Here is a 19,527-nt window from a genome sequence, read left to right as displayed (position 1 = left end):
CGTCGTCTCGTTTCATCGCGCGAACTGAAATATCGCCAGCCAGTTGAAACGTCCGAACTGCCTGACCGCTCCCGTGTTCATGTCACCGATCTGAAGCAGGAGAGCGTTCGTCGAATTGCCGATCTGGGTGATATCAGCGGTGTTGCTCACCCCCGACTGCCCGATCAGCGCATTGGTGGTGCCGCCCACCTGGATCACATCGACATAGTTGCGCACACCGTTCTGGACAATGGTCGCGTCGACTGTTCCGGTTCCGCCGATCTCGATCACCCGCGCGATGTTGATGCGGCTGTTCTCCTCGATCGTGACCGGCTGCACATTGTTGCCGAACTCCACGATCGTCTCGATGCTGACGTTCCTGTTCGTCACGCTGCGCTGCACGGACCCGGCGGATGCTTCCGTCGCCGCGCTCATGACGGCGAGCAACGCCGTCAATGCCAGGATTAGCCTGGCCAGGATTTGCCTGCCGCCCCGCATCGCGCTCCCCTTTTTCCGTCACGTGACACTGATGCGCTTTGCGCGCGCCTCACGGGCTGGTCTGGCTCACCGTCGACGTGTTGACCGCACCGAACTGAGCGATCGTACCGGTATTCATGGCACCGAGTTGCGAGACGACGCTGGTCGCCGACTGGCCGACCTGACCGACGAAGGCGAAATTATTCGCGCCCCCCTGCCCGACCGTTGCCGAATTCGTTCCGCCGAATTGCAGGATTCCTGTGGCATTGTTGCTGCCGGTCTGGGTCACGGTCGCGCTGGTGCTGCCGCCGATCATGAACACGCCCGCCATGTTGGTCGAACTATTCTGGTTGAGGACGACCGGCGGCCCGCCGATCGACACGATGGTCTTGATGTTCGCGGTTTGCGCGCTCGTGGGTCCGGCGCCGACGCAGCAAAGTGCGACGATGGCGCCGCAAGCGGCGTTTCGAAAATGGTTCATGACATGCCTCACTGCCGATGATGCGTTCACGGAGCCTGCTGGAGGATCGTCGAGCCGTTCAGGATCCCGAGCTGGCCCACGCCGGCCGTGTTGTTCAGGCCAATCTGACCGATCAAGCTCGTGTTGGCGCCGCCGACCTGACCGACCGCGGCGTTATTGGTCGCGGTGGGGGTCGTGCCGCCCTGTCCAATCGTCGCCGAATTGACCGAGGCCAGCGATCCAAACTGCAGGCTCGATGCGGTGTTGGTCGCGCCGAATTGCAGCGTCGTCGCGGTATTGTTTACCGGGCCGGCCTGAGTTGTAGATGAAGAATTTGTGGTGCCGAATTGCAGCACGCTCGCCGTGTTGTCGGCTTTGGCATCGACAGCGGTCAACGCGCTGAGCGTGACGACCGTCGCGATTACATAGTTGATCCGCATCTGATTTCCTCCCGCCGATAGTAGCTGGTCGATCCACCGTTTCGTCTGATCGCGCTCGAGCCTGCCCTGGGTGCGCCCGCATGTGGCGTACCCAGAGAGGTACGGGGCTGGCTTAGTGCTGCGTAATGGTGCTGAGGTTGATTCCGCCGCTGAGCTGGCCAACGGAGGCGGAGTTGTTCGGCGGGAAGCCGAAGAGCGTGGTCTGGCTGATCCCGCTGGTGTTGTTGCCGGTGGCAACCTGACCGGTGGTGGCCGAGTTGCCAAGGACGCCAATCTGGGTCACCGAGCTGACATTGTTGAGCGACGGAGCGGTCGTGCCCTGCATGGTGCTCGCACTATTCACGAGGCCGAGCTGGCTGGTGGTCGAGGTGTCATTCACGTGGCCCTGCTGATTCACGGTGGAGCCGTTTGCGAGGCCGACTTGCACGGTGGTCGCCGTATTGTCGGCATACGCTGCGGAGGACAGGGCGAACAGAGCGGCGGAAGCGAGGAGCAACTTGCGCATGGGTAATCCCTTTTCTGACAAAGAATTTGACCAGGAGTTGTGATGCCGTGGGTTGAGGAGGCCGACATCATGGGATCACTCTGAACTGATTACCCTCCAGGCGACAGACTGTAGTTCATGCTAATCGGTACGGACTAGACGTTGCGCGACTCGTCCGCCTGCAGGCTCAAGTCAGCGGATGTCCAGCACTGAAGCGCGCTGTCTGCGCTTCCGGGCCCATGCTGTCGATCAACCGCACCACCTCGATCGGCGATCGCAGCTCCAGCTTTCGCATCATCCTGGCGCGATGGACCTTCACCGTCACCTCGCTGACGCCGAGCTTTGCCGCGATCTGCTTGGCGACGAGTCCTTCCGCCATCAGCAGCATGATCTCCCGCTCCCGGGCGGTCAGGGTTTCGACGCGCTGCCGCGCTCCGCGCTCCGCGTCTTCGCGCGCGAGCCGCCTGCGGTCGCGCTCGATGCCGTGCCTGATGGCATCGAGGATCTCCTGCTCTCGGAACGGTTTTGGCAGAAACTCGACCGCACCGCGCTTCATCGCCTCGACCGAGACACGGACGTCCGAATGGCCGCTGATGAAGACGATCGGAATGGACACACCCGATTCAGCCAACCTGCGCTGAAGCTCGAGTCCGGTCGGCGAGGTGCCGGGAAAGCGGACGTCGAGCACCAGGCAGGACGGCCCGTTGGAGAGGCGCTCGTTGAGGAATTCGTCCGTTGACGCAAACAGCCTGACCTGGTGACCCGTCTCCTCGCAGAGACTTCCGATCGCATTTCGAATCTGAATTTCATCATCAACGACGTAAACCGTGGCTTGATTTGAACTCATTGCAACAGACTCCCGGACTTGGGGCCGATGATCCGGCGACGAGCCGCCAACTCTTTTTGCAAGCGAAAATAACGAGGTGCTTGAATGCAAGCCCGAGGCCGAACGAGTCGCATCGGCCCCTGGCCTCCACGTCTTAGGGCCAACGCCCGGTGAAGACGAGTGAAGGCGTTCACACATCGGCTTCGTGATTGAAGGGATTCGACGACGCAAGTCGCGGCAACACGCCATGTTGGGGACGCGGCAATCCGGCATCGTAGCCGTGATATCGCCAACTGCGTCATGGAAGCGTCACTCATGCGCTGACTTGAACACCGATGGGTCCGCCGAACCATACGGTACGTTCAATCAGCTATCGACTTCGATACCGCGCGCATCAGTTGGAATACGCTCGGTATGCGTGTTGCGCAAATCACGAAACGTCGCACGTTCGAACTTTACAACTGTATCATGGAGCGCGCCCGTCCGTCGTCCTAACAATGGCGACATACTGCCAAGACGCCGGTATCGCATCGGGCGATTTACAACCATAGCGCGACTCCGGTTTTTCCGCCAACTAAAGTCATTTTCAAAGAAGGCGGGTTTTCAATATGCGATTTGTGCCAGTCATTGCCTTGCTCGGAACTGCATGCGGCCTCGCCGCGATCTACGGCGCGGCACCGGCCGCCATCACTGGCGCTGCCGGCAATGCAGCGGTCGGCGCGGCACGCGCCTATGAATCGACCAGGCAGTTCCTTGCGCCCGGCGGACGCGAGGCGCCCACCTTCGGGTCGGACTCGCCACTGTTCCGCTATGCCTCCATTCAACGCGGCACCATCGAGCAGACCGTCACCGTCACGGGCGCGCTGCAGCCGGTCAAGACGATCGAGGTGGGCTCGCAACTCTCCGGACAGCTCGCCCGGGTCTATGTCGACTTCAACGATACGGTCAGCAAGGACCAGCCGCTCGCCCTGATCGATCCGCGCAGCTTCGCGGCCAAGGTCGATGAAGCCAAGGCGGCGCTGGCGGTCGCCAACTCTCTCGTCGAAATTCAACGCGCCAAGCTCGATCGCGCCAGGATCGATCTGCAAAACGCCAAGGGCAGCCGAGACGTGCTCGCCGCCAAGCTCGATAGCGCCCAGGCGGTGAAGGCATCGGCGCAGAAGACCCTCCAGCGCAAGCTCGCGCTGCAGCAGCAGAACGTCGTTGCGACCACGGCGGTCGATGACGCCCAGACGGAATTCACCGCCAGATTGGCCCAGGAGCGCGAGGCCGAGGTCCTCGTGTCCCTCAATGCCTATTCCGTCGATGGCGCACAGGCCGACGTCCGCAGGATCGAGGCCGAGCTGCAGCAGGCGAGAATGGCGGTTCCGGAAAAGGCGGCCGTGCTGGCGGCGGCGCAGGCCGATCTTGACCGCACAGTGCTCCGCTCGCCGATCGACGGCGTCGTGGTCGGCAGGTTCATCAACGAGGGCCAGACGCTCGCGGTCGGCCTCGAGTCGCGTACAACCTTCCTGGTCGCCCACCGTCTGGAAGACATGGAGATCCACGCCCAGGTCGACGAAGCCGATATCGGCCGCATCGCGTTCGGCCAGCGAGCTTACTTCACGGTGGACTCTTATCCCGACCGCCGCTTCGAGGCGGTGGTGCGGCAGGTGCGCAAGGCACCGCAGAACCAGCAGCACGTGGTCACCTATACCGTCGTGCTGTCGACCTCCAACCTCGACGGCGCGCTGCTGCCGGGAATGACCGCCCTGGTGAAGATCGTGATCGAGCGGCAGGACGATGTGCTGAAGGTGCCGCTGGCCGCACTGCGCTTCCAGCCCTCGGGCGCGCGGACGGACACAACCCCTGGACGTAGCGGCGTCTGGGTGCGTACTGCCAGCGGCTTGCTTCAACGCATCCCCGTGACCGTCGGCGCGGCGGGCACCGAACAGGTCGCGCTCAAGAGCGGCGACCTCGTCGAAGGCAGCCAGGTCGCGGTCGGACAGGCGATCCGGCCGGCCGGCATGGAATTCCTCGGGATCAGGTTCGGATCATGACCGCTCCCCTGCCCCTCATCAGCCTTCGGTCCGTGTGCAGGACCTACCGCGCGGACGGCGTCGCGGTGACGGCGGTGCGCAATGTCAGCTTCGACATCGACCAGGGCGAGATCCTCGCCGTGATGGGGCCGTCCGGCTCGGGCAAGTCCACGCTGATGAACATGATCGGGCTGCTCGATCTGCCGAGCCAGGGCGCGATCTATCTCGAGGGGGCGGATGTCGCCGCCCTTACCGAAGACCGCAGGTCGTCCCTGCGCGCCCGGAGCATCGGCTTCGTGTTCCAGTCCTACAACCTGCTCGCGCGCCACAACGCGATCGAGAACGTCGCTCTGCCGCTGGTCTATTGCGGCGTCGGCCGCAAGGAGCGCCTCGAGCGGGCCGAGCAGAGCCTCGAAGCCGTCGGCATGCTGCACCGGGCGCATCACTATCCGCGCCAGCTCTCCGGCGGCGAGCAGCAACGCATCGCCATCGCCCGGGCGCTGATCGCCACCCCGTTGATCGTGCTCGCCGACGAGCCCACCGGCGCACTGGACAGCCGCACCGGTGCCGAGATCCTGGCGCTGTTCGCCGCGCTCAACGAGGCCGGCCAGACCATCGTGATGATCACGCATGATCCCAGCATTGCGACGCAGTGCCGGCGCACGATCCGCCTGCACGACGGCGAGCTCGTCAGCGACGAGACGCTGGCTCCGGTGCTGCCGAAACGGAGCTTTGCGTCATGACGATGCTCCAGGGCTTTCGGATCGCTTTGCACGCCTTGCGCCTCAACCCGTTGCGCAGCTTCCTCACCATGCTCGGCATCGTGATCGGCGTCGCGTCGATCGTGACGGTCTTCGCGATCGGCGCCGGCGCGCAGCTACGCCTGCAGGAGCAGATCCGCTCGATCGGCGCCAACGTGCTGATGATCACGCCGGGCGCGGTCTATCAGGGCGGCGTGCGCCTGAAGGAAGGCAGCAAGCTGACGATGACCGAAAGCGACGTGCAGGCCATCCTCGAGCAGATTCCGGAAGTCCAGGCCGCGGCCGGCTCGATCGCCGGAACGGCGCAGGTCATCCACGAAGGCAAGAACTGGAACACGACGATCAACGGCACGACCACCGGGCACTTCATGGTGCGCGACTGGCAGCTCGCCTCGGGGCGCTATTTCTCCGGCACCGAGGAGGCCGGCGCGGGAAAGGTCGTGATCCTTGGAAGCACCGTCGCGCGCGAGCTGTTCGCGCCGGGCGACGATCCGATCGGCGCGCAGATCAGGATCATGAAGGTTCCGCTCGAAGTCGTCGGCGTGCTCGATCACAAGGACCCGTCACAGGATGACGTCGCCTTCGTCCCTCTCACCACGGCCAAGCTGCGCTTCCTCGGCAGCGCAAGCAACATCAACCGGGATTCGGTCGCCTACATCATCGCCAAGGTGACTGCCGACGGTCAGATGGCGGGGGCGCGATCCGAGATCGAGAGCCTGCTGCGGCAGCGCCACCGGATCCTCGCCGGACAGGAAGACGACTTCAAGGTCCAGGATCCGGCCGCCGCCATGGAAGCCCAGCAGGGAGCGATCCGCACCGTGGCGCTCCTGCTCGTGGCCATCGCCTCGGTCTCGCTGCTCGTCGGCGGCATCAGCATCATGAATGTCATGATCGTGTCGGTGACCGAGCGTACCCGGGAAATCGGCATCCGCCGCGCGCTCGGCGGGCGGATGCGGGACATTCGTCTCCAGTTTCTCTGTGAGGCGCTCGTGCTCTGCCTCCTCGGCGGCGCCATCGGCGTCATCGGTGGCGTCACGCTGTCGATGACGGTTGCGCGCATGGCCGGGTGGATCACGTCGATCGACAGCGAAGCGATTGCCCTGGCCCTCGCTTTCTCGATCGCGACGGGCCTCATCTTTGGTTTCTATCCTGCACACAAGGCGTCCAAGCTCAGTCCCATCGAGGCGCTCAAGACGGAGTGAGAACATGCTGCTGGGGTGTTCGCATCGACCAAAGACCAGGGAGGAGGTAGTCATGAGCCCGGATCTGAAAGATTCGATTACACCGACGCCGCGCGAGCGCGAGCTGATGATGCTCATCGCTCGTGGAATGCAGAACAAGAACATCGCCTACGAGCTCAAGATCTCGGAGAACACGGTGCGGGCGCATATCGGCAACATCATGCGCAAATACCGCCTCCAGAACCGAACGCAGATCGCGATCATCTTCGCCCTGCACGCAGCGCCGCCGTCGCTGCGCCGCGATCTGGCCAATGGCGGAGTCTATCCGGTGGCGGTGAAGCCCGCGCAGGTGCTCGCACATAATCCGCGGATACAGACCGCTCCGGAATGACGGCGCAGCAGTGCCTGCGCGGCGGACAATGCCGATCTGGACCCGTGCTTCGATCAATCCGGGTATGGACAATGGCTTGATCGAAACTGTTGTGGCCGTGAGGGAATTCATTGGCAGAATTTTAGGTCAGCACTCCTGATACGAGCACATTGACCATATTGCTATCTTGCGTCGTTGGAGCATGATCAGGCCATTTCAACGACGGATTTCATTTCAATGAGCAAGCGTAGCCTTATTGTTGGATCGTTGATCTTCGGCGGCACGGCAGTCGTCGTCGCCCTCCTGGCAGCGGGATTCGAACTGCGGTCTGTTGGCAAAATCCTTACGCCCCTGTCGACCGGCCGACCGACTGCCGCAAGCATTGCACGACCACCTGCTGCGAGCGCAGAGCGACCACCAGCGGCGACACCCGCAACAAGCGCCACGTTGGCACCTGTTGCAAACCAGGCGGCACCTGCTGCAGGCGACGGGCCACGGCCGGCTGCAAGCGCCGAGCCACCACCTACAGCAAGCGCCGCTGCACCACCTCCCGCGAGCGCCGCGCCACCGCCTGCTGCGCGCGCTGAACCGCCGCCTGTCGCGAGTGCTGCGAGACCACCTCCAGAATCACTGAATCAACAGCGTCCCGCCGCTGCGGCAAGTGCAGCCGCATCGACTGCCCCCCTAAATCCCTCGGCCAATGTTTCCGCAATGACACCCCCCGGCACCCGTCCGACCATACCTCGCGCCGGCTTGAGACCGTTCTCCGCGGGCGACGAACTTCGTAACGACGATCAGTCGAGATGTCGCGAGGACAATGCCGCCCTCGGCATTATTGCCGCTAATCCCGGCGCTCCCTGCGTCGAACTCGGGGACGTCGTGGCAAACCTCAAGCGGGGGACCTTCAAGTTCAACAAGCCGAACACCGCCATCCTCGAAGAGGCCTTCCCGATGCGGCTGGTTCTGCTGACCGCCGAAGGCCAAGCCGCCACTTTCAGCGGCATGCCGGGCCAGGTGGTCACGCGCGACGATCGGCCATTCGCGCAATCGGTCGAAGCCACGCTGACAGGCGACGATTTCGAAATCAGCCCATCGGGTCCGCAAGCGCGCACCGCGACGCTGGCGCACCCGGTCGAATGGGAATGGAAGGTCAAGCCGATCTCGTCCGGCACGAAATCGGTGACGATCGATGTCGCCGCAAATATCCAGATCGGCCCGGACAAGCACCGCGTTCAGCTTACGACGCTGCATGAGTCCATCGAAATCCAGGTAACGGCGTTCCAACGGCTGAAGAGCTATGTCGCGAGCCTGAACGGGGCCATTGCGGCGATCACCGCCGCCATCACCTCCTTGGCGGCCATCATCGGCCTCATTCCAAAAGCGCGGCAGTTCTTCGCGGACAACGTCCTCTCCCTGTTTCGCCCCAGGCAACCGAAGAAGAAGCGCGCGTAGCATCAACGACGCAGATCGCGCCCTAACGGCCGGCCCACACCGGCTACAACCGCTTCGCGGTTGCGCGGGGGGATGGCGAGGCTGTGGCGGCATTGTCCTCATCCCTCTTGCGCGCTTTTTCGCTCTTGTAACAAAACTGTCATACAGCAAAACTAAACGAAGGCAGCGGCCGCCGTCGGCCGCCAAGCCGCCTCACCGCAGGGAGAGATTGATGCGCCGTTCACTGGTGTTGCTGTCCGCCGGACTGACAGTGCTGTCCACCGGACTTGCCTCCGCCCAGAACAACACGCCCCGTAACCTGATCCTGTTCATCCCTGACGGCCTGCGCGCGCTGAAGGTGACCCCGGAAACCGCGCCGGCAATGGCCGAGGTCCGCGACAAGGGCGTCAACTTCAAGAACTCGCATTCGCTGTTCCCGACCTTCACCATGGCCAACGGCTCGGCGATGTCGACCGGCCATTATCTCGGCGACACCGGCGTGTTCTCGAACACGATTTGGACCAACTACACCTCCGTACCGGCAGGCGACACCGTCGTCCCCTTCATCGAGAACGACGCGGTGCTCGGCGACATCGACGAGCATTTCAAGGGCGACTATCTCAACGAGGAGACCGTCCTTAAGATGGCCCGCGACAAGGGCCTGAGCACGGCGGCGATCGGTAAGGTCGGCCCGACCTACCAGTGGGACCACACCGATCATCCCGAGAAGGCCGGCAAGCACTCGATCGTCATCGACGATTCCACCGGCGGCAAGAACGGCGTGGCGCTGTCGGACGAGATGAAGGAAGCCCTGACCAAGGCGGGCCTCGCCCTCGCCGCCCCCGGCCGCGGCGACAACGGCAAGGCTGGCGATGCCAAGACGCCCGGCACCACCGTCGCCAACGTCGCGCAGCAGGCCTATTTCGCCGATGTCGCCACCAAGGTGGTGCTGCCGATGTTCAAGGCGCGCAACAAGCCGTTCGTGCTGGTGTTCTGGTCGCGCGATCCCGACGGCACCCAGCATAACCAGGGCGACAGCCTCAATCAGATCATGCCGGGCATCAACGGCCCGAGCACGATGGCGAGTATCAAGAACGTCGACAACAACCTCGCCCAGATCCGCAAGGCGCTGGACGAGCTCGGGCTCGCCGCCAATACCAACATCATGATCCAGGCCGACCACGGCTTCTCGACCATCTCCAAGGAAAGCAAGTCCAGCCCCTCGGCCAAGGTCAGCTATGACGACACGCCGAAGGACTTCCTGCCGATGGGCTTCCTGGCGCTCGACCTTGCGAAGGCGCTCGACCTGCCGCTTTTCGACCCCAACGACAAGAACGCTGCGGTCACCGGCAACGCGCATCCGAAGGCTGGCAATGGTGTGCTCGGCAAGGATCCGACCAAGCCCGACCTCGTGATCGCCACCAATGGCGGCTCCGACCTGATCTATCTGCCGAACAAGGACAAGAAGCTGACGGCCAGGACCATCAAGGCGCTGCTCGAGCAGGACTACGTCTCCGGCCTGTTCGTCGACGACTCCCTCGGTCGCTTCCCCGGCACCCTGCCGCTGTCGAGCATCAACCTGCGCGGCAAGTCGGCGACGCCGACGCCGGCGATCGTCGTCAACTTCCGCTCCTATGCCAGCGATTGCGGCGAGGCGCCGACCAACTGCTCGGTGCAGGTCGCCGACACTGTGCTGCGCCAGGGCCAGGGCATGCATGGCAGCTTCAGTCGCGGCGACACCATGAACTTCATGGCCGCGATCGGGCCCGACTTCAAAGCCGGCTTCGTCGACGAGCTGCCGGTCAGCAATGCCGACGTCGGCATGACCGCCGCCCAGCTCATGGGCCTGCGCGGCTCGCAGAACGGCGGCCTGGTCGGCCGGGTGATGTCGGAAGCCCTGCCCAACGGCATCGTGCCGAAGGCGTTCAAGGCCGTCGAGAAGTCGAAGATGTCCGAGAACGGCCTGCAGACCGTGCTCAACGTCCAGCGCGTCGGCAGCCAGCGCTATTTCGACGCCGCCGGCTTCCCCGGTCGTACGCTGGGGCTCGAGCCGGAGACCGGCAAACAAAAAACGGCGGGGNCCCCGCCGCTTTCTCTCGCTCTCATCAAGAGACGCGAAAAACTACATGCCGATGTCGAACACGTTCGGCAATTGGCCCGCCAGAGGCAGCGCGGTGGCGCCCAGGAAGGTCGCCACCATCGCCATCAGGCGACGGTTGTTCTGGCGCTTGCCGCGCATCTGGCCGGCAATCCACTCCAGCATCTCGCTGTTGACCTTGGAGGCGTAGGACGGCGCCCAGCTCTCGATGTCGGTGTCCTGCGACAGCGCAACGCTGCGCGGCGGCACCTTCAGGCCTGAGGCGCTCGCGGCATAATGAGCAACGGCCTTGGCGAGCAGGTCGTCGAACCGGCCGCCATCGGCGCGCTCGGTCGCGGCTTCGTTGATCTCGAACAGGACCTCGGCTTCGGCACGGCTGACCGGTTTATCGTTGACTGCGGCTGCGGTCAGGATGCGGGCGCACCAGGCGGCATCGTCGGCGTCGAGCGAGCGGGAGAAATGCACCCTGCCCTTGGTGGTCGGGCCTTCACCCGTGATCACGCCATCGCGCACGATGGTGAGCGCATGGGCAGCGGTATCGCGGCATGACGGTTCGAGAGACGACGACTCAACGGATTTAGGCGCGGCGGCGGACATAGTTCACTTCCAAGTTCTTCTGATCGGCCAGCATTTTCACGCGGGCGTAAACGGGTGGTTAATGATTCGATACGGGGATCGTGACTTTTCTCAATGGTTGCCGATTAGTCGCTGTCAGGACCATTTCGGTTCCAGGAAACGTCGGGCGAGCGTGATGCGGGTCATAAAAGGCATAATCGGGGCGATCGGGACCGGACCCTTCCCGTCGAGATGTTTCGCCGCAGGCGACGGCTGTAACAGAAAGGTGCTAGAAAATTGGCTCTTCAAAGAAGGAATTCACATTTTACTTGAGCCCGTTCACTTGGGCCGTTCACACTCCTATACTGAGGTTGACGGCTAGAGAAAATTTCACAGCAAATTCAATGTGATGAGGTAGAACCATGCCACTTCCGATCGGCGCCACCGCCCCCGACTTCGAAGCCGAAACCACCGAAGGGAAGATCAAGTTCCACGACTGGATCGGCAATAGCTGGGCCCTCCTATTCTCCCACCCGAAGGACTTCACGCCGGTTTGTACGACCGAACTCGGCGCGCTCGCCAAGCTGAAGCCCGAATTCGACAAGCGCGACGTCAAGCTGATGGGCCTCTCGGTCGATCCGGTCGACCGCCACGCCAAATGGTCGGAGGACATCAAGGAGACGCAGGGCGCCGCCCCGAACTACCCGATGATCGGCGATACCGACTTCAACGTCTCGAAGCTCTACGAGATGCTGCCGGCCTCGACCTCGGGCGATCCCCTCAACCGGACGCCGGCCGACAACCAGACCGTCCGCAACGTCTTCGTCATCGGCCCGGACAAGAAGATCAAGCTGGTGCTGGTCTATCCGATGACCACGGGACGTAACTTCCAGGAGATCCTGCGCGCGATCGACTCGCTCCAGATGACCGCCAAGCACCGCGTCGCGACGCCGGCCGACTGGAAGCAGGGCGAAGATGTCATCATCGCGGGCTCGGTCTCCAATGAAGAGGCCAAGACGATCTATCCGCAGGGCTGGAAGGAGCCAAAGCCCTACATCCGGATCGTCCCGCAGCCGAAGTGACCTAAATTCGTTCCGGGGCGATGCGTCGGCATCGGCCCCGGAACCTCGAGATTCCGGTTCGGTCCCTGCGGACCGCTCCGGAAGGACTACGAATTAGGCTGTCGTCCGCTTCACAATCAAAAAGAACCGCGGTCCTCAACCGCGCCCCGCCCGACGTCGACTCACACGAGGCCAGCTCCAGTGCTTGAGCAGCGCGCGATCATTGTTTGGTTTCGCGACGACCTCCGCCTGTCCGACCATCCCGCCCTTCATGCTGCGGCCAAGACCGGCGCGCCGGTGATCTGTCTCTACGTCCTGGACGGTGCCGCCGGTCGGGCGCCGGGTGGCGCGGCGCGCTGGTGGCTGGCGCAATCGCTGCGGGCGCTCGGCGCCGGCCTTGCCGCGATCGGCGGATCGCTGTCGTTGCGCAAGGGCCCGGCCGCCAAGGTGATCGCCGAGGTGGCGCGCGAGAGCGGCGCCGGCGCGGTCTGTTGGAACGAGATCGCACAGGCGCCGCATCAGGCCGTTGAGGGACAGCTTGAGGCGGCGCTCGCAAAGCTCGGCGTGGGCTCAAAGAGCTTCGCCGGCGACCTGCTCGTTCCGCCCTCGTCCGTTCGCAACAAGGAGGGCCGTGGCCTCCGCGTATTCACGCCGTTCTGGCGCCGGGTGCTGGCGCTCGGCGACCCGCCAAAGCCCCTGCCCGCACCGAAGGCGCTCCACGCCGGACCGAAGATCGCGAGCGACACGCTCGAGACCTGGCACCTCGAGCCGACCAAGCCCGACTGGGCCGGCGGCCTGCGCCAGAGCTGGACGGCGGGCGAGGCCTCCGCCCGCGCGCGCTTGCGCGACTTCCTCAAACATACCGCGCGCACCTATGTCGGCGACCGCGATCGCCCGGACCGGCCGGGCACCTCCAGCCTCTCGCCGCATCTGCGGTTCGGCGAGCTCAGCCCGCGACAGGTCTGGCACGCCGCACGGTTCGCTGCGGCCGAGAACCCGGCGCTTGCGCCCGGCATCGACAAATTCCTGAGCGAGCTCGGCTGGCGGGAGTTCTGCCGCCACCTGCTCCACGATCAGCCCGACCTCGCCAGCGAAAACCTGCAAGCGAACTTCGACGGCTTTCCATGGAAGCACGACGCCACGGCGCTCGCGGCCTGGCAGCGCGGCCGCACCGGCTATCCGATCGTCGATGCCGGCCTGCGCGAACTCTGGCACACCGGCGTGATGCACAACCGGGTGCGGATGGTTGTGGCGTCCTTCCTGGTCAAGCATCTCCTGATCGACTGGCGCCAGGGCGAGAGCTGGTTCTGGGACACACTCGTCGATGCCGACGCCGGCAATAATCCCGCCAACTGGCAGTGGGTCGCAGGCTGCGGCGCCGACGCAGCGCCCTACTTCCGCGTGTTCAATCCGGTGCTCCAGGGCGAGAAGTTCGATCCCGAAGGAGCCTATGTCCGGCGCTGGGTGCCCGAGTTGAACGCGTTGCCGGCAAAGCTGATCCATCAGCCCTGGCGGGCCACGCCGATCGAGCTTGCGAGCAGCGGCATCACGCTCGGCGCGACCTATCCGCAGCCGATGATCGATCACGCCAAGGGGCGCGAGCGCGCGCTAGCCGCCTACGCAAGGATCCGCAAAGGTTGAGCGTTGCTTTGACACAATTTCGAATCCCGCTATCGTCATCGCTCCGTTCAAACCCTGGGGGACGATATGGACGATGAAAAAGCGGTAATCGAACAGGCGATGGAGAGGATCACCACCGCCGTCGAGACCACCAAGGACACCGCGGTCACGGCCGTCAAGAAGGTCAGGAAAGCCGCCAAGAAGGTCGCGAAAAAGGTAGCGCCGAAGAAGGCCGCCAAGAAGGAAGCCAAGAAGGCTGCGAAGAAATCTTCCAAGAAAGCGGCCAAGAAGACCGCGAAGAAGGCTGCAAAGAAGACAGCGAAGAAAGCCACCAAGAAGAAGGCTGGGAAGGCCAGGCGCTGATCAAGCTCTGAGAGCAGGCCTCCGGGTGCGGGCGCGCCCGGCGGCCTGCCCCGCAAGCGCTTCTATCCTCGCCGCTTCGACGCCCGCCTGCCCGGATGATGCTCTCCTTTCGGATCGCGGAATTCGCTCCGGTGTCCGCGACGGTCCTCCTTGGCGAAGCGCCGCCGCTTCTCGGGTGAGCCGAACGCCTTGATCACCCGCCTGCCGTTGACCTTCTTGATCACGTATCCGCCCTCGGTCATCGAGAACGGCGCCTTCAGCGTTCCCTTGTGGTCGAACTTGGTGCCGCGCGGATGCTTGAACGGTTCGAACCAGGACGGGTAGACGAAGTTCGACATCGGAAACCCGCTGACGACGAACGGGTCCTCCTCTACGGCGTCGCAGACCTCGTAGGCATATTGCGTATTCCTGTTCTTGTCGGCCCACAGATTGGCCATGGGATCGAGCACCATCTCGAACAGCTCGTGCGAGGCGGCCAGACTGACCGGCTCATCCTCGCCAAGCGACTTGACGAAGATCTTCGAGATCGGCTGGCCGCGATGTGTCAGCTCGTGGCGTCCGAGCATGTTCTTGTGGGAAGCGTCGTCGAAATAGACGAGCTGCCAGTCCGTCGGCCTCGGTTTCTGCGCGACGTAGAGATCGACCGGATAGCCCCACACCGGCAGGAAGTGCTCGTCGTAGCACTTCTGGAGCGCCGCGGTGAGCTTGCTCATCGTCCGGTCGTCGATCGTCTCTTCCGCGTAATTCATGCAGGCGATCCGAACCGGCTTCGTGGACCTGCCGAGCAGTGCACGCCTGGCTCTCTTCATGGAAATCACCGAGTGGAATGGGAAACCGAAATAAGCCGCGCCAGCCTAGCACGGATAAGCGATGCACGTCAGGGATGTATTGCCGTGGTCCAGCCCCCGGGAGCTTCAGAAGCGCCGGTTGACCAGAAACACCGCGGCCGCGCAGATTACGACGCCGGCGATCGCCAGCGCATCGAGCTTCTCCCCGAACAGCACATAGGCCATCAGCGCCGTGACGGCCGGCACCAGATAGAACAGGCTCGCGACCGAGGTCGCCGCCGCATGGCGGATCAGCCAGTACAACAGCCCGATCGACCCGATCGAGAGCACCACGGCGAGCCACGCGAGCGCGAGCACGAACTCCCGCGTCCAGTGCACGACGCGCTCCTCGAACAGGAACGCACCGATCGCAAAGAAAACCGTCACTGCGGCGTATTGCACGAGGTTGCCGGCGCGCCAATCGATGTGATTGCAGTAGCGCCGCTGATAGAGCGTGCCGAGCGTTATGCTGATCAGCGAGACCACCGAGGCGAGCCAGCCGAGGCCGGCTTCGCCGGTCATCGGACGGTTGTGCAGGATCAGCACGACGCCGCCGAGGCCGAGCACCAGGCCGCCCCATTGCACCGGCGTCACCCGCTCGCCAAGCCAGCGGTTGGCAATGGTCGAGGTCAGGATCGGCTGCAGTCCCGGAATGAGCGCGGAGAGCCCTGCGGGAATCGAGTGTGCGATCGCGATGGCGGTGCCGCCGAGATAGAAGCCGTGGACCAGGATTCCGGCGACGGCGCTGTGCGCAATGCCGATGCGATCCGGCCACTTCGGACGGGCGATCGCGGCGATGACTGCCATCAGGCCGACGACCAGCGCCATGCGGATGGCGAGATAGGTCAAGGGATCGGCGTTGTTGATGACGTATTTGGTGCCGATGAAGCCCGTGCTCCAGAGCACGACGAACAGGATCGGCGCGGCGCGCGCGGCCAGGGATTCTTGATTATGATTCATTGCCGCCCTCATTGCCCGACCAGGGGCTGTGCGGCAATGCGAATTCCTGCCTAGCCGATGTTGCGCTGCAAAGGGAGCGCGGTGTCAGGCGAGCTGCTCACCATTCGGTCGGACAGGGATCGATGATCTTCCAGAGGTCGACGCCGTTCTTGATCTTCTTCATGTCCGTGGTGAGCCCGCCGTTGCGGCGGATCCAGTCCTTCACCGTGTCAGGATAGTAGGACATCAGATCGGACGTCCCCTCGGCGCTGGTGACCTTGATGCCGAAGGTGAATGCCTTGTCGTAATAGGCCTGGTGGAAGCCGAGGCTCGCGCGCGGGGTCACGCAGATCTTGTTCATCGGCACGATGCCCAGCACCAGCGTGCAGGCCGAATTGCAGATGCCGTCGATGATGACCCGCTCGCCCTTGTCGCGGATGCGCTTGTACTTGACCTTGTACTCCTCGACATAGCCGCCATGGTCGCGGGTGATGTGCAGATCGGCCCGCGCCGGCGTGGCGACGATGACGGAGAGCAACAGCAGGCTTAGGGGCGTGATGCGCATGACACAGTGACGGCGACAGCCTTGCAATGAGCCGGCCTCGAAGAGCACCCCCAAGGGGCCGGCCACGGGAATCTTGATGGAATTCTCTTTGGTCACACTTGTGTGGGGAATTCGTTAAGCATCTCGAAAAGGCCAAAAATGGGCAGGGCTGCGGACGCCCTCCGGCTTTTGGGCCACACCCGGCCAGAATCGCGGGGATCGGAGGCGATTTTCGGCCCCGGGACGGGTGCCGAATCGGCCCAAAATGGCTATAAAGGACGGGTCTGTTAGCGCAGGTTCCGGAGAATCAAGATGAGCAGGTTGAAGCTTGTTGCCGCGGTTGCTGTCCTGTCGGCGGCAGTCCTTGCCCCCAGCCTCTCGGAGGCCCGGGTGCATCACCGGCATCACCGCTACTACGCCAACCCGCTGCCCTACCCAATCAGCTACCTGCACAATTACGGCCCCGGGATCACCCCGGGCGCCTTCGCCTATTATGACGGTCCGTCGAACAACCACTGCTACCAGGGCGCGGCCGCCTATATCGGGCAGGACCGCCGCAGGCACCCCTGCTTCTGAGGGGCGCCTGTCTCCAGCCGACAAGTCGTACTTCAAGTCTTATTTGGCGGCTCCTGACAGCAACAATTGCTTCTCGATCTCGTAGACCGGCAGCTTGACGAGATCCTTGCCGACCTCGCCGTGAAGGGCTTTGCGGACGGCCTCCGAATAGTCGGCACGGATCATGCCCAGCGCACGCGGCGAGGCCACCATGGTCAGCGCCGAGGTCTCCCCCGAGCTGACCGCAATATCGAGCCGGCCGGCCAGCGTCCGCAGGAAGGCGCGTTCGGCCTCATCGTGCCAATCGGTCTGCTCGACCGCGCTGCGCGCACCGCCAGTTGCGGCATGAAATCTGCCTGGCGCATCGGTCCCCTGCGCGCTGGTCGACGGGTTGGCCTGCTCGTGCACCTCCTTGGTGTGAAGATTTGGAAACATCTCGTCACCGAGATTTTCCAGGATGAGCGCCTTGCGCCCGTCGCACACGACGAGCCAGTCGCCTTTGTCGATTCTCATCTTGTTCATTGAACTGCTCCAAACGAAGTGTCGGCGTGGTCCCATGATCTTGCGGGGCCAATCAATCGGAGATGCTCTTCGAATGCCTCGAAGGACTGCTCACGGCGACAAGACTACGTGCGAAGCCGAGCTTCGGAATTGCGCGGGATCAAGGTTGGCTATGGGTCCAATTGCAATCGCTTGGCGGCGGTGGATCAAGCCTGCGGTTGGCTGAAGGTTCATTCATCAGCATTACATTTCGGCACCGCCACAATTTGAATCAGAACCTCTTCGATATCTTGCATCGCGTTTTGCAGAGGAAGACATCATCATGAAGCTTAAGATTGGCCTCGTTGCCGCGTCCCTGTTTGGTGCCCTTGCGGCATCGCCGGTGGCGTCCGCCATGCCCATTGCGCCCATTGCGCCTGCGCTGCAGGTCTCCAACATCGAGCAGGTCCGGTGGGTCTGTAATCCCTGGGGCCGCTGCTGGTGGCGTTCAGACTACTACGGGTATGGTCCGAGATATTATGGGTATGGGCCCCGGTACTACGGTTACGGCCCGAGATATTATGGTCCTCGCTATTACGGCTATCGCGGCTGGTGAAATGTGGAGGGGCCTTCGGGCCCCTTCGCATTTTTGGAAGGCGGTGCGCCCTCCCGAAGGCGCCGCGATGCGTAGACCGATTCCAAAACTGATCTAGATCAAAGCAGGAAAATGCCGCTGCGGCAGTTTGCGTCGATGGCGGATTTCATCGTTTTCCAATGCCCCCAGACGGGCATGAACGTCCAAACTCATCTGGAAAAGCAGCCGAAACTCGAGAGGCGGAGCTTCGAGGCGTTCAGCTGTCCCGCCTGCACGCGAGTCCATTTCATCGATCTCGCCTCCGGCCAGCCGATGAAGCGGGAGCGCTAGAGAGCGGGACGTATCGTCATCGTCCACACGTCGCACCTCTGTCACACCGCAATACTACGGCCCCGCTTCGCGGTTTACGGAATCACGACGTTTCACCATTGATATGATTTCCATCATTGAAACGGCTGCGGGCCAGACGAATGTTGTTCAGTGCTCTAGCGCCCTCCCCCGCCCTGCAGCTGACGACCTTCACCGACATCGATGCGTTCCGGCCGGCGGAGCTGTTTGAAGATGCCCGGAGCATCCCGCTCGATGTTGCGAATTTCGAGGCGGCTCGCGCGGTTGTCTGCCTGCCGGCGTGCCGGATCATCGTGATGCAAACTTTTGCGCGCATCCTGGATACGGCCTATCGCACGCCCGGCGGGATGGTGTTGCTGCCGATGTCGGATGATGGGCGGGCGAGTCTCAACGGCGTGGAGCTGGACTCGCGTTTCTTCGTTGCGCTGCGCGGCAACGACGACTGCCATTTCGTCGAACCCGGGACCAACCTTCACGCGATGCTCATCCTCTCGCCGGCCTTGCGGGATCGCGGCTGGTTCGACCGGGCCGACATGATCCAAGCCTATGCCCCGGACCGCACCGCCCTGATGCATGTGCGCCAGCTCATCCTCGACATCCTGCGAACGGCCAGCGCCGAGCCGGGCCTGTTCGCGATTCCCGAGATTGCCGCGCATCTCCAGGAGGGGCTGCTCCTCGCCATCGATGAACTGTTTCGCGTCGACCTGCGCACAGCCGGCGACAGCCGGATCGCGAACGGGCGGTCGTCAAGGCTGATAGAGCGGCTCGACGACTACGTCGCCGCCCATCCGATCGCCCCGATCTATTCGGACGGGCTCGCGAGCGAATTTGGCGTCTCGATGCGCACGCTGGGCAGTGCCGTGTCGAAGCTGCGCGGGATGAGCCTGCACCAGTACATCCGGTTGAAGCGGCTGTGGGCGGCCCGCGCCCGGCTTCTGAAAGGCGGCGGCAGCCTGACCGTCGCAAGCTGCGCCCGCGCACAAGGCTTCCACCACATGGGCGAATTCGCCGCGATCTATCGCGCGACCTTCAACGAAGCACCCTCGGAGACCCTGGCGCGCGGCCGGCTGCTCAGTCTTCGGACCGCGTAGCCTGTTGCGCCGGTCGCGGGGCCA

General features: G+C 63.4%; 22 protein-coding genes and 1 pseudogene. 13 read left to right on the top strand and 10 right to left on the bottom strand.

The annotated features are described in order from the left end of the window. Positions 1–12: 12 nt before the first annotated feature. The 5 genes from AXW67_RS23945 to AXW67_RS23925 all read right to left on the bottom strand — a co-directional run bounded on the left by AXW67_RS23945 (position 13) and on the right by AXW67_RS23925 (position 2,687). Positions 13–477 carry a curlin gene (locus AXW67_RS23945; protein WP_063679839.1) on the bottom strand — a complete coding sequence of 155 codons (465 nt, stop codon included), beginning with the start codon at positions 475–477 and terminating at the stop codon, positions 13–15. A 49-nt stretch (positions 478–526) separates the two neighbouring features. Then, positions 527–937: a curlin gene (locus AXW67_RS23940; protein WP_063679838.1), complete on the bottom strand. Its 411-nt coding sequence runs from the start codon at positions 935–937 to the stop codon at positions 527–529. A 26-nt stretch (positions 938–963) separates the two neighbouring features. Further along, entirely contained in the window at positions 964–1,356 is a 393-nt protein-coding gene (locus tag AXW67_RS23935) for a hypothetical protein (protein ID WP_063679837.1), read from the bottom strand. 112 nt (positions 1,357–1,468) lie between these two features. Further along, positions 1,469–1,861, bottom strand: coding sequence for a hypothetical protein (locus AXW67_RS23930; RefSeq protein WP_063679836.1), 393 nt, complete (start codon positions 1,859–1,861; stop codon positions 1,469–1,471). A 166-nt stretch (positions 1,862–2,027) separates the two neighbouring features. Continuing rightward, positions 2,028–2,687 (bottom strand): response regulator transcription factor, encoded by a 660-nt coding sequence (locus AXW67_RS23925; protein ID WP_063679835.1) that lies wholly within the window; start codon positions 2,685–2,687, stop codon positions 2,028–2,030. Positions 2,688–3,274: 587 nt separating this feature from the next. On the opposite strand from AXW67_RS23925, the gene AXW67_RS23920 reads away from it, so the two are divergent. The 6 genes and pseudogenes from AXW67_RS23920 to AXW67_RS23895 form a co-directional block, all read left to right on the top strand. Continuing rightward, positions 3,275–4,705, top strand: a complete 1,431-nt coding sequence (locus AXW67_RS23920; protein ID WP_063679834.1) for an efflux RND transporter periplasmic adaptor subunit — start codon at positions 3,275–3,277, stop codon at positions 4,703–4,705. After that, the gene (locus AXW67_RS23915; RefSeq protein ID WP_027555149.1) at positions 4,702–5,427 is read left to right on the top strand and encodes an ABC transporter ATP-binding protein; all 726 of its coding nucleotides are present in this window, start codon (positions 4,702–4,704) and stop codon (positions 5,425–5,427) included. The genes AXW67_RS23920 and AXW67_RS23915 overlap by 4 nt, the downstream gene beginning before the upstream one ends. Further along, complete coding sequence (locus AXW67_RS23910; protein ID WP_063679833.1) at positions 5,424–6,647, top strand: ABC transporter permease; 1,224 nt, start codon at positions 5,424–5,426, stop codon at positions 6,645–6,647. Before AXW67_RS23915 ends, AXW67_RS23910 begins: the two co-directional genes overlap by 4 nt. A gap of 52 nt (positions 6,648–6,699) precedes the next feature. Further along, entirely contained in the window at positions 6,700–7,017 is a 318-nt protein-coding gene (locus tag AXW67_RS23905) for a response regulator transcription factor (RefSeq protein ID WP_063679832.1), read from the top strand. Between the two features lie 216 nt (positions 7,018–7,233). Next, positions 7,234–8,448, top strand: a complete 1,215-nt coding sequence (locus AXW67_RS42135; protein ID WP_145927824.1) for a hypothetical protein — start codon at positions 7,234–7,236, stop codon at positions 8,446–8,448. Positions 8,449–8,659: 211 nt separating this feature from the next. Then, a pseudogene (locus tag AXW67_RS23895) lies at positions 8,660–10,507 on the top strand (alkaline phosphatase family protein); the annotation flags it as partial. A 42-nt stretch (positions 10,508–10,549) separates the two neighbouring features. On the opposite strand, the gene AXW67_RS43485 reads toward AXW67_RS23895, so the two are convergent. Then, positions 10,550–11,122, bottom strand: coding sequence for a hypothetical protein (locus AXW67_RS43485; RefSeq protein ID WP_082908021.1), 573 nt, complete (start codon positions 11,120–11,122; stop codon positions 10,550–10,552). Between the two features lie 380 nt (positions 11,123–11,502). Here AXW67_RS43485 and AXW67_RS23885 point away from each other — a divergent pair, with 380 nt between their 5' ends. The 3 genes from AXW67_RS23885 (at position 11,503) to AXW67_RS23875 (ending at position 14,124) form a co-directional block, all read left to right on the top strand. Then, on the top strand, positions 11,503–12,162 hold the full coding sequence (locus AXW67_RS23885; RefSeq protein WP_063679829.1) for a peroxiredoxin: 660 nt from the start codon (positions 11,503–11,505) through the stop codon (positions 12,160–12,162). A gap of 180 nt (positions 12,163–12,342) precedes the next feature. Further along, on the top strand, positions 12,343–13,782 hold the full coding sequence (locus AXW67_RS23880) for a cryptochrome/photolyase family protein (protein WP_201723707.1): 1,440 nt from the start codon (positions 12,343–12,345) through the stop codon (positions 13,780–13,782). A gap of 66 nt (positions 13,783–13,848) precedes the next feature. Beyond that, positions 13,849–14,124 (top strand): hypothetical protein, encoded by a 276-nt coding sequence (locus AXW67_RS23875; protein ID WP_063679828.1) that lies wholly within the window; start codon positions 13,849–13,851, stop codon positions 14,122–14,124. Between the two features lie 62 nt (positions 14,125–14,186). Here AXW67_RS23875 and AXW67_RS23870 read toward each other — a convergent pair whose 3' ends face one another. The 3 genes from AXW67_RS23870 to AXW67_RS23860 all read right to left on the bottom strand — a co-directional run bounded on the left by AXW67_RS23870 (position 14,187) and on the right by AXW67_RS23860 (position 16,455). Then, positions 14,187–14,933: a hypothetical protein gene (locus AXW67_RS23870; protein WP_063679827.1), complete on the bottom strand. Its 747-nt coding sequence runs from the start codon at positions 14,931–14,933 to the stop codon at positions 14,187–14,189. Between the two features lie 105 nt (positions 14,934–15,038). Beyond that, positions 15,039–15,911 (bottom strand): DMT family transporter, encoded by an 873-nt coding sequence (locus AXW67_RS23865; protein WP_063679826.1) that lies wholly within the window; start codon positions 15,909–15,911, stop codon positions 15,039–15,041. Between the two features lie 97 nt (positions 15,912–16,008). Next, positions 16,009–16,455, bottom strand: coding sequence for a hypothetical protein (locus AXW67_RS23860; RefSeq protein WP_063679859.1), 447 nt, complete (start codon positions 16,453–16,455; stop codon positions 16,009–16,011). A gap of 291 nt (positions 16,456–16,746) precedes the next feature. Here AXW67_RS23860 and AXW67_RS23855 point away from each other — a divergent pair, with 291 nt between their 5' ends. Then, positions 16,747–17,010 (top strand): hypothetical protein, encoded by a 264-nt coding sequence (locus AXW67_RS23855; RefSeq protein ID WP_027555136.1) that lies wholly within the window; start codon positions 16,747–16,749, stop codon positions 17,008–17,010. Between the two features lie 39 nt (positions 17,011–17,049). Here the strand turns inward: AXW67_RS23855 and AXW67_RS23850 are convergent, their stop codons facing one another. Beyond that, positions 17,050–17,511 carry a host attachment protein gene (locus AXW67_RS23850; RefSeq protein ID WP_027555135.1) on the bottom strand — a complete coding sequence of 154 codons (462 nt, stop codon included), beginning with the start codon at positions 17,509–17,511 and terminating at the stop codon, positions 17,050–17,052. Positions 17,512–17,812: 301 nt separating this feature from the next. Between AXW67_RS23850 and AXW67_RS40800 the strand changes: the two genes are divergently transcribed. The 3 genes from AXW67_RS40800 (at position 17,813) to AXW67_RS23840 (ending at position 19,503) form a co-directional block, all read left to right on the top strand. Beyond that, entirely contained in the window at positions 17,813–18,085 is a 273-nt protein-coding gene (locus AXW67_RS40800) for a hypothetical protein (RefSeq protein WP_082908020.1), read from the top strand. A gap of 111 nt (positions 18,086–18,196) precedes the next feature. After that, the gene (locus tag AXW67_RS23845; RefSeq protein ID WP_035686518.1) at positions 18,197–18,394 is read left to right on the top strand and encodes a hypothetical protein; all 198 of its coding nucleotides are present in this window, start codon (positions 18,197–18,199) and stop codon (positions 18,392–18,394) included. A gap of 140 nt (positions 18,395–18,534) precedes the next feature. Further along, positions 18,535–19,503: an AraC family transcriptional regulator gene (locus tag AXW67_RS23840; RefSeq protein ID WP_063679825.1), complete on the top strand. Its 969-nt coding sequence runs from the start codon at positions 18,535–18,537 to the stop codon at positions 19,501–19,503. The last annotated feature ends 24 nt before the right edge of the window (positions 19,504–19,527 follow it).

The organism is Bradyrhizobium neotropicale, assembly GCF_001641695.1.
Taxonomy (GTDB): domain Bacteria; phylum Pseudomonadota; class Alphaproteobacteria; order Rhizobiales; family Xanthobacteraceae; genus Bradyrhizobium; species Bradyrhizobium neotropicale.
The sequence above is the reverse complement of the archived record's forward strand: the minus strand, read 5'-3'. Positions and strand labels throughout refer to the sequence as shown.

What these genes read in the sequence shown, in the direction of transcription:
- AXW67_RS23945 (WP_063679839.1), bottom strand. Translation starts at nt 477, where the DNA reads ATGCGGGGCGGCAGGCAAATCCTGGCCAGGCTAATCCTGGCATTGACG.
- AXW67_RS23940 (WP_063679838.1), bottom strand. Translation starts at nt 937, where the DNA reads ATGAACCATTTTCGAAACGCCGCTTGCGGCGCCATCGTCGCACTTTGC.
- AXW67_RS23935 (WP_063679837.1), bottom strand. Translation starts at nt 1,356, where the DNA reads ATGCGGATCAACTATGTAATCGCGACGGTCGTCACGCTCAGCGCGTTG.
- AXW67_RS23930 (WP_063679836.1), bottom strand. Translation starts at nt 1,861, where the DNA reads ATGCGCAAGTTGCTCCTCGCTTCCGCCGCTCTGTTCGCCCTGTCCTCC.
- AXW67_RS23925 (WP_063679835.1), bottom strand. Translation starts at nt 2,687, where the DNA reads ATGAGTTCAAATCAAGCCACGGTTTACGTCGTTGATGATGAAATTCAG.
- AXW67_RS23920 (WP_063679834.1), top strand. Translation starts at nt 3,275, where the DNA reads ATGCGATTTGTGCCAGTCATTGCCTTGCTCGGAACTGCATGCGGCCTC.
- AXW67_RS23915 (WP_027555149.1), top strand. Translation starts at nt 4,702, where the DNA reads ATGACCGCTCCCCTGCCCCTCATCAGCCTTCGGTCCGTGTGCAGGACC.
- AXW67_RS23910 (WP_063679833.1), top strand. Translation starts at nt 5,424, where the DNA reads ATGACGATGCTCCAGGGCTTTCGGATCGCTTTGCACGCCTTGCGCCTC.
- AXW67_RS23905 (WP_063679832.1), top strand. Translation starts at nt 6,700, where the DNA reads ATGAGCCCGGATCTGAAAGATTCGATTACACCGACGCCGCGCGAGCGC.
- AXW67_RS42135 (WP_145927824.1), top strand. Translation starts at nt 7,234, where the DNA reads ATGAGCAAGCGTAGCCTTATTGTTGGATCGTTGATCTTCGGCGGCACG.
- AXW67_RS43485 (WP_082908021.1), bottom strand. Translation starts at nt 11,122, where the DNA reads ATGTCCGCCGCCGCGCCTAAATCCGTTGAGTCGTCGTCTCTCGAACCG.
- AXW67_RS23885 (WP_063679829.1), top strand. Translation starts at nt 11,503, where the DNA reads ATGCCACTTCCGATCGGCGCCACCGCCCCCGACTTCGAAGCCGAAACC.
- AXW67_RS23875 (WP_063679828.1), top strand. Translation starts at nt 13,849, where the DNA reads ATGGACGATGAAAAAGCGGTAATCGAACAGGCGATGGAGAGGATCACC.
- AXW67_RS23870 (WP_063679827.1), bottom strand. Translation starts at nt 14,933, where the DNA reads ATGAAGAGAGCCAGGCGTGCACTGCTCGGCAGGTCCACGAAGCCGGTT.
- AXW67_RS23865 (WP_063679826.1), bottom strand. Translation starts at nt 15,911, where the DNA reads ATGAATCATAATCAAGAATCCCTGGCCGCGCGCGCCGCGCCGATCCTG.
- AXW67_RS23860 (WP_063679859.1), bottom strand. Translation starts at nt 16,455, where the DNA reads ATGCGCATCACGCCCCTAAGCCTGCTGTTGCTCTCCGTCATCGTCGCC.
- AXW67_RS23855 (WP_027555136.1), top strand. Translation starts at nt 16,747, where the DNA reads ATGAGCAGGTTGAAGCTTGTTGCCGCGGTTGCTGTCCTGTCGGCGGCA.
- AXW67_RS23850 (WP_027555135.1), bottom strand. Translation starts at nt 17,511, where the DNA reads ATGAACAAGATGAGAATCGACAAAGGCGACTGGCTCGTCGTGTGCGAC.
- AXW67_RS40800 (WP_082908020.1), top strand. Translation starts at nt 17,813, where the DNA reads ATGAAGCTTAAGATTGGCCTCGTTGCCGCGTCCCTGTTTGGTGCCCTT.
- AXW67_RS23845 (WP_035686518.1), top strand. Translation starts at nt 18,197, where the DNA reads ATGCCGCTGCGGCAGTTTGCGTCGATGGCGGATTTCATCGTTTTCCAA.
- AXW67_RS23840 (WP_063679825.1), top strand. Translation starts at nt 18,535, where the DNA reads ATGTTGTTCAGTGCTCTAGCGCCCTCCCCCGCCCTGCAGCTGACGACC.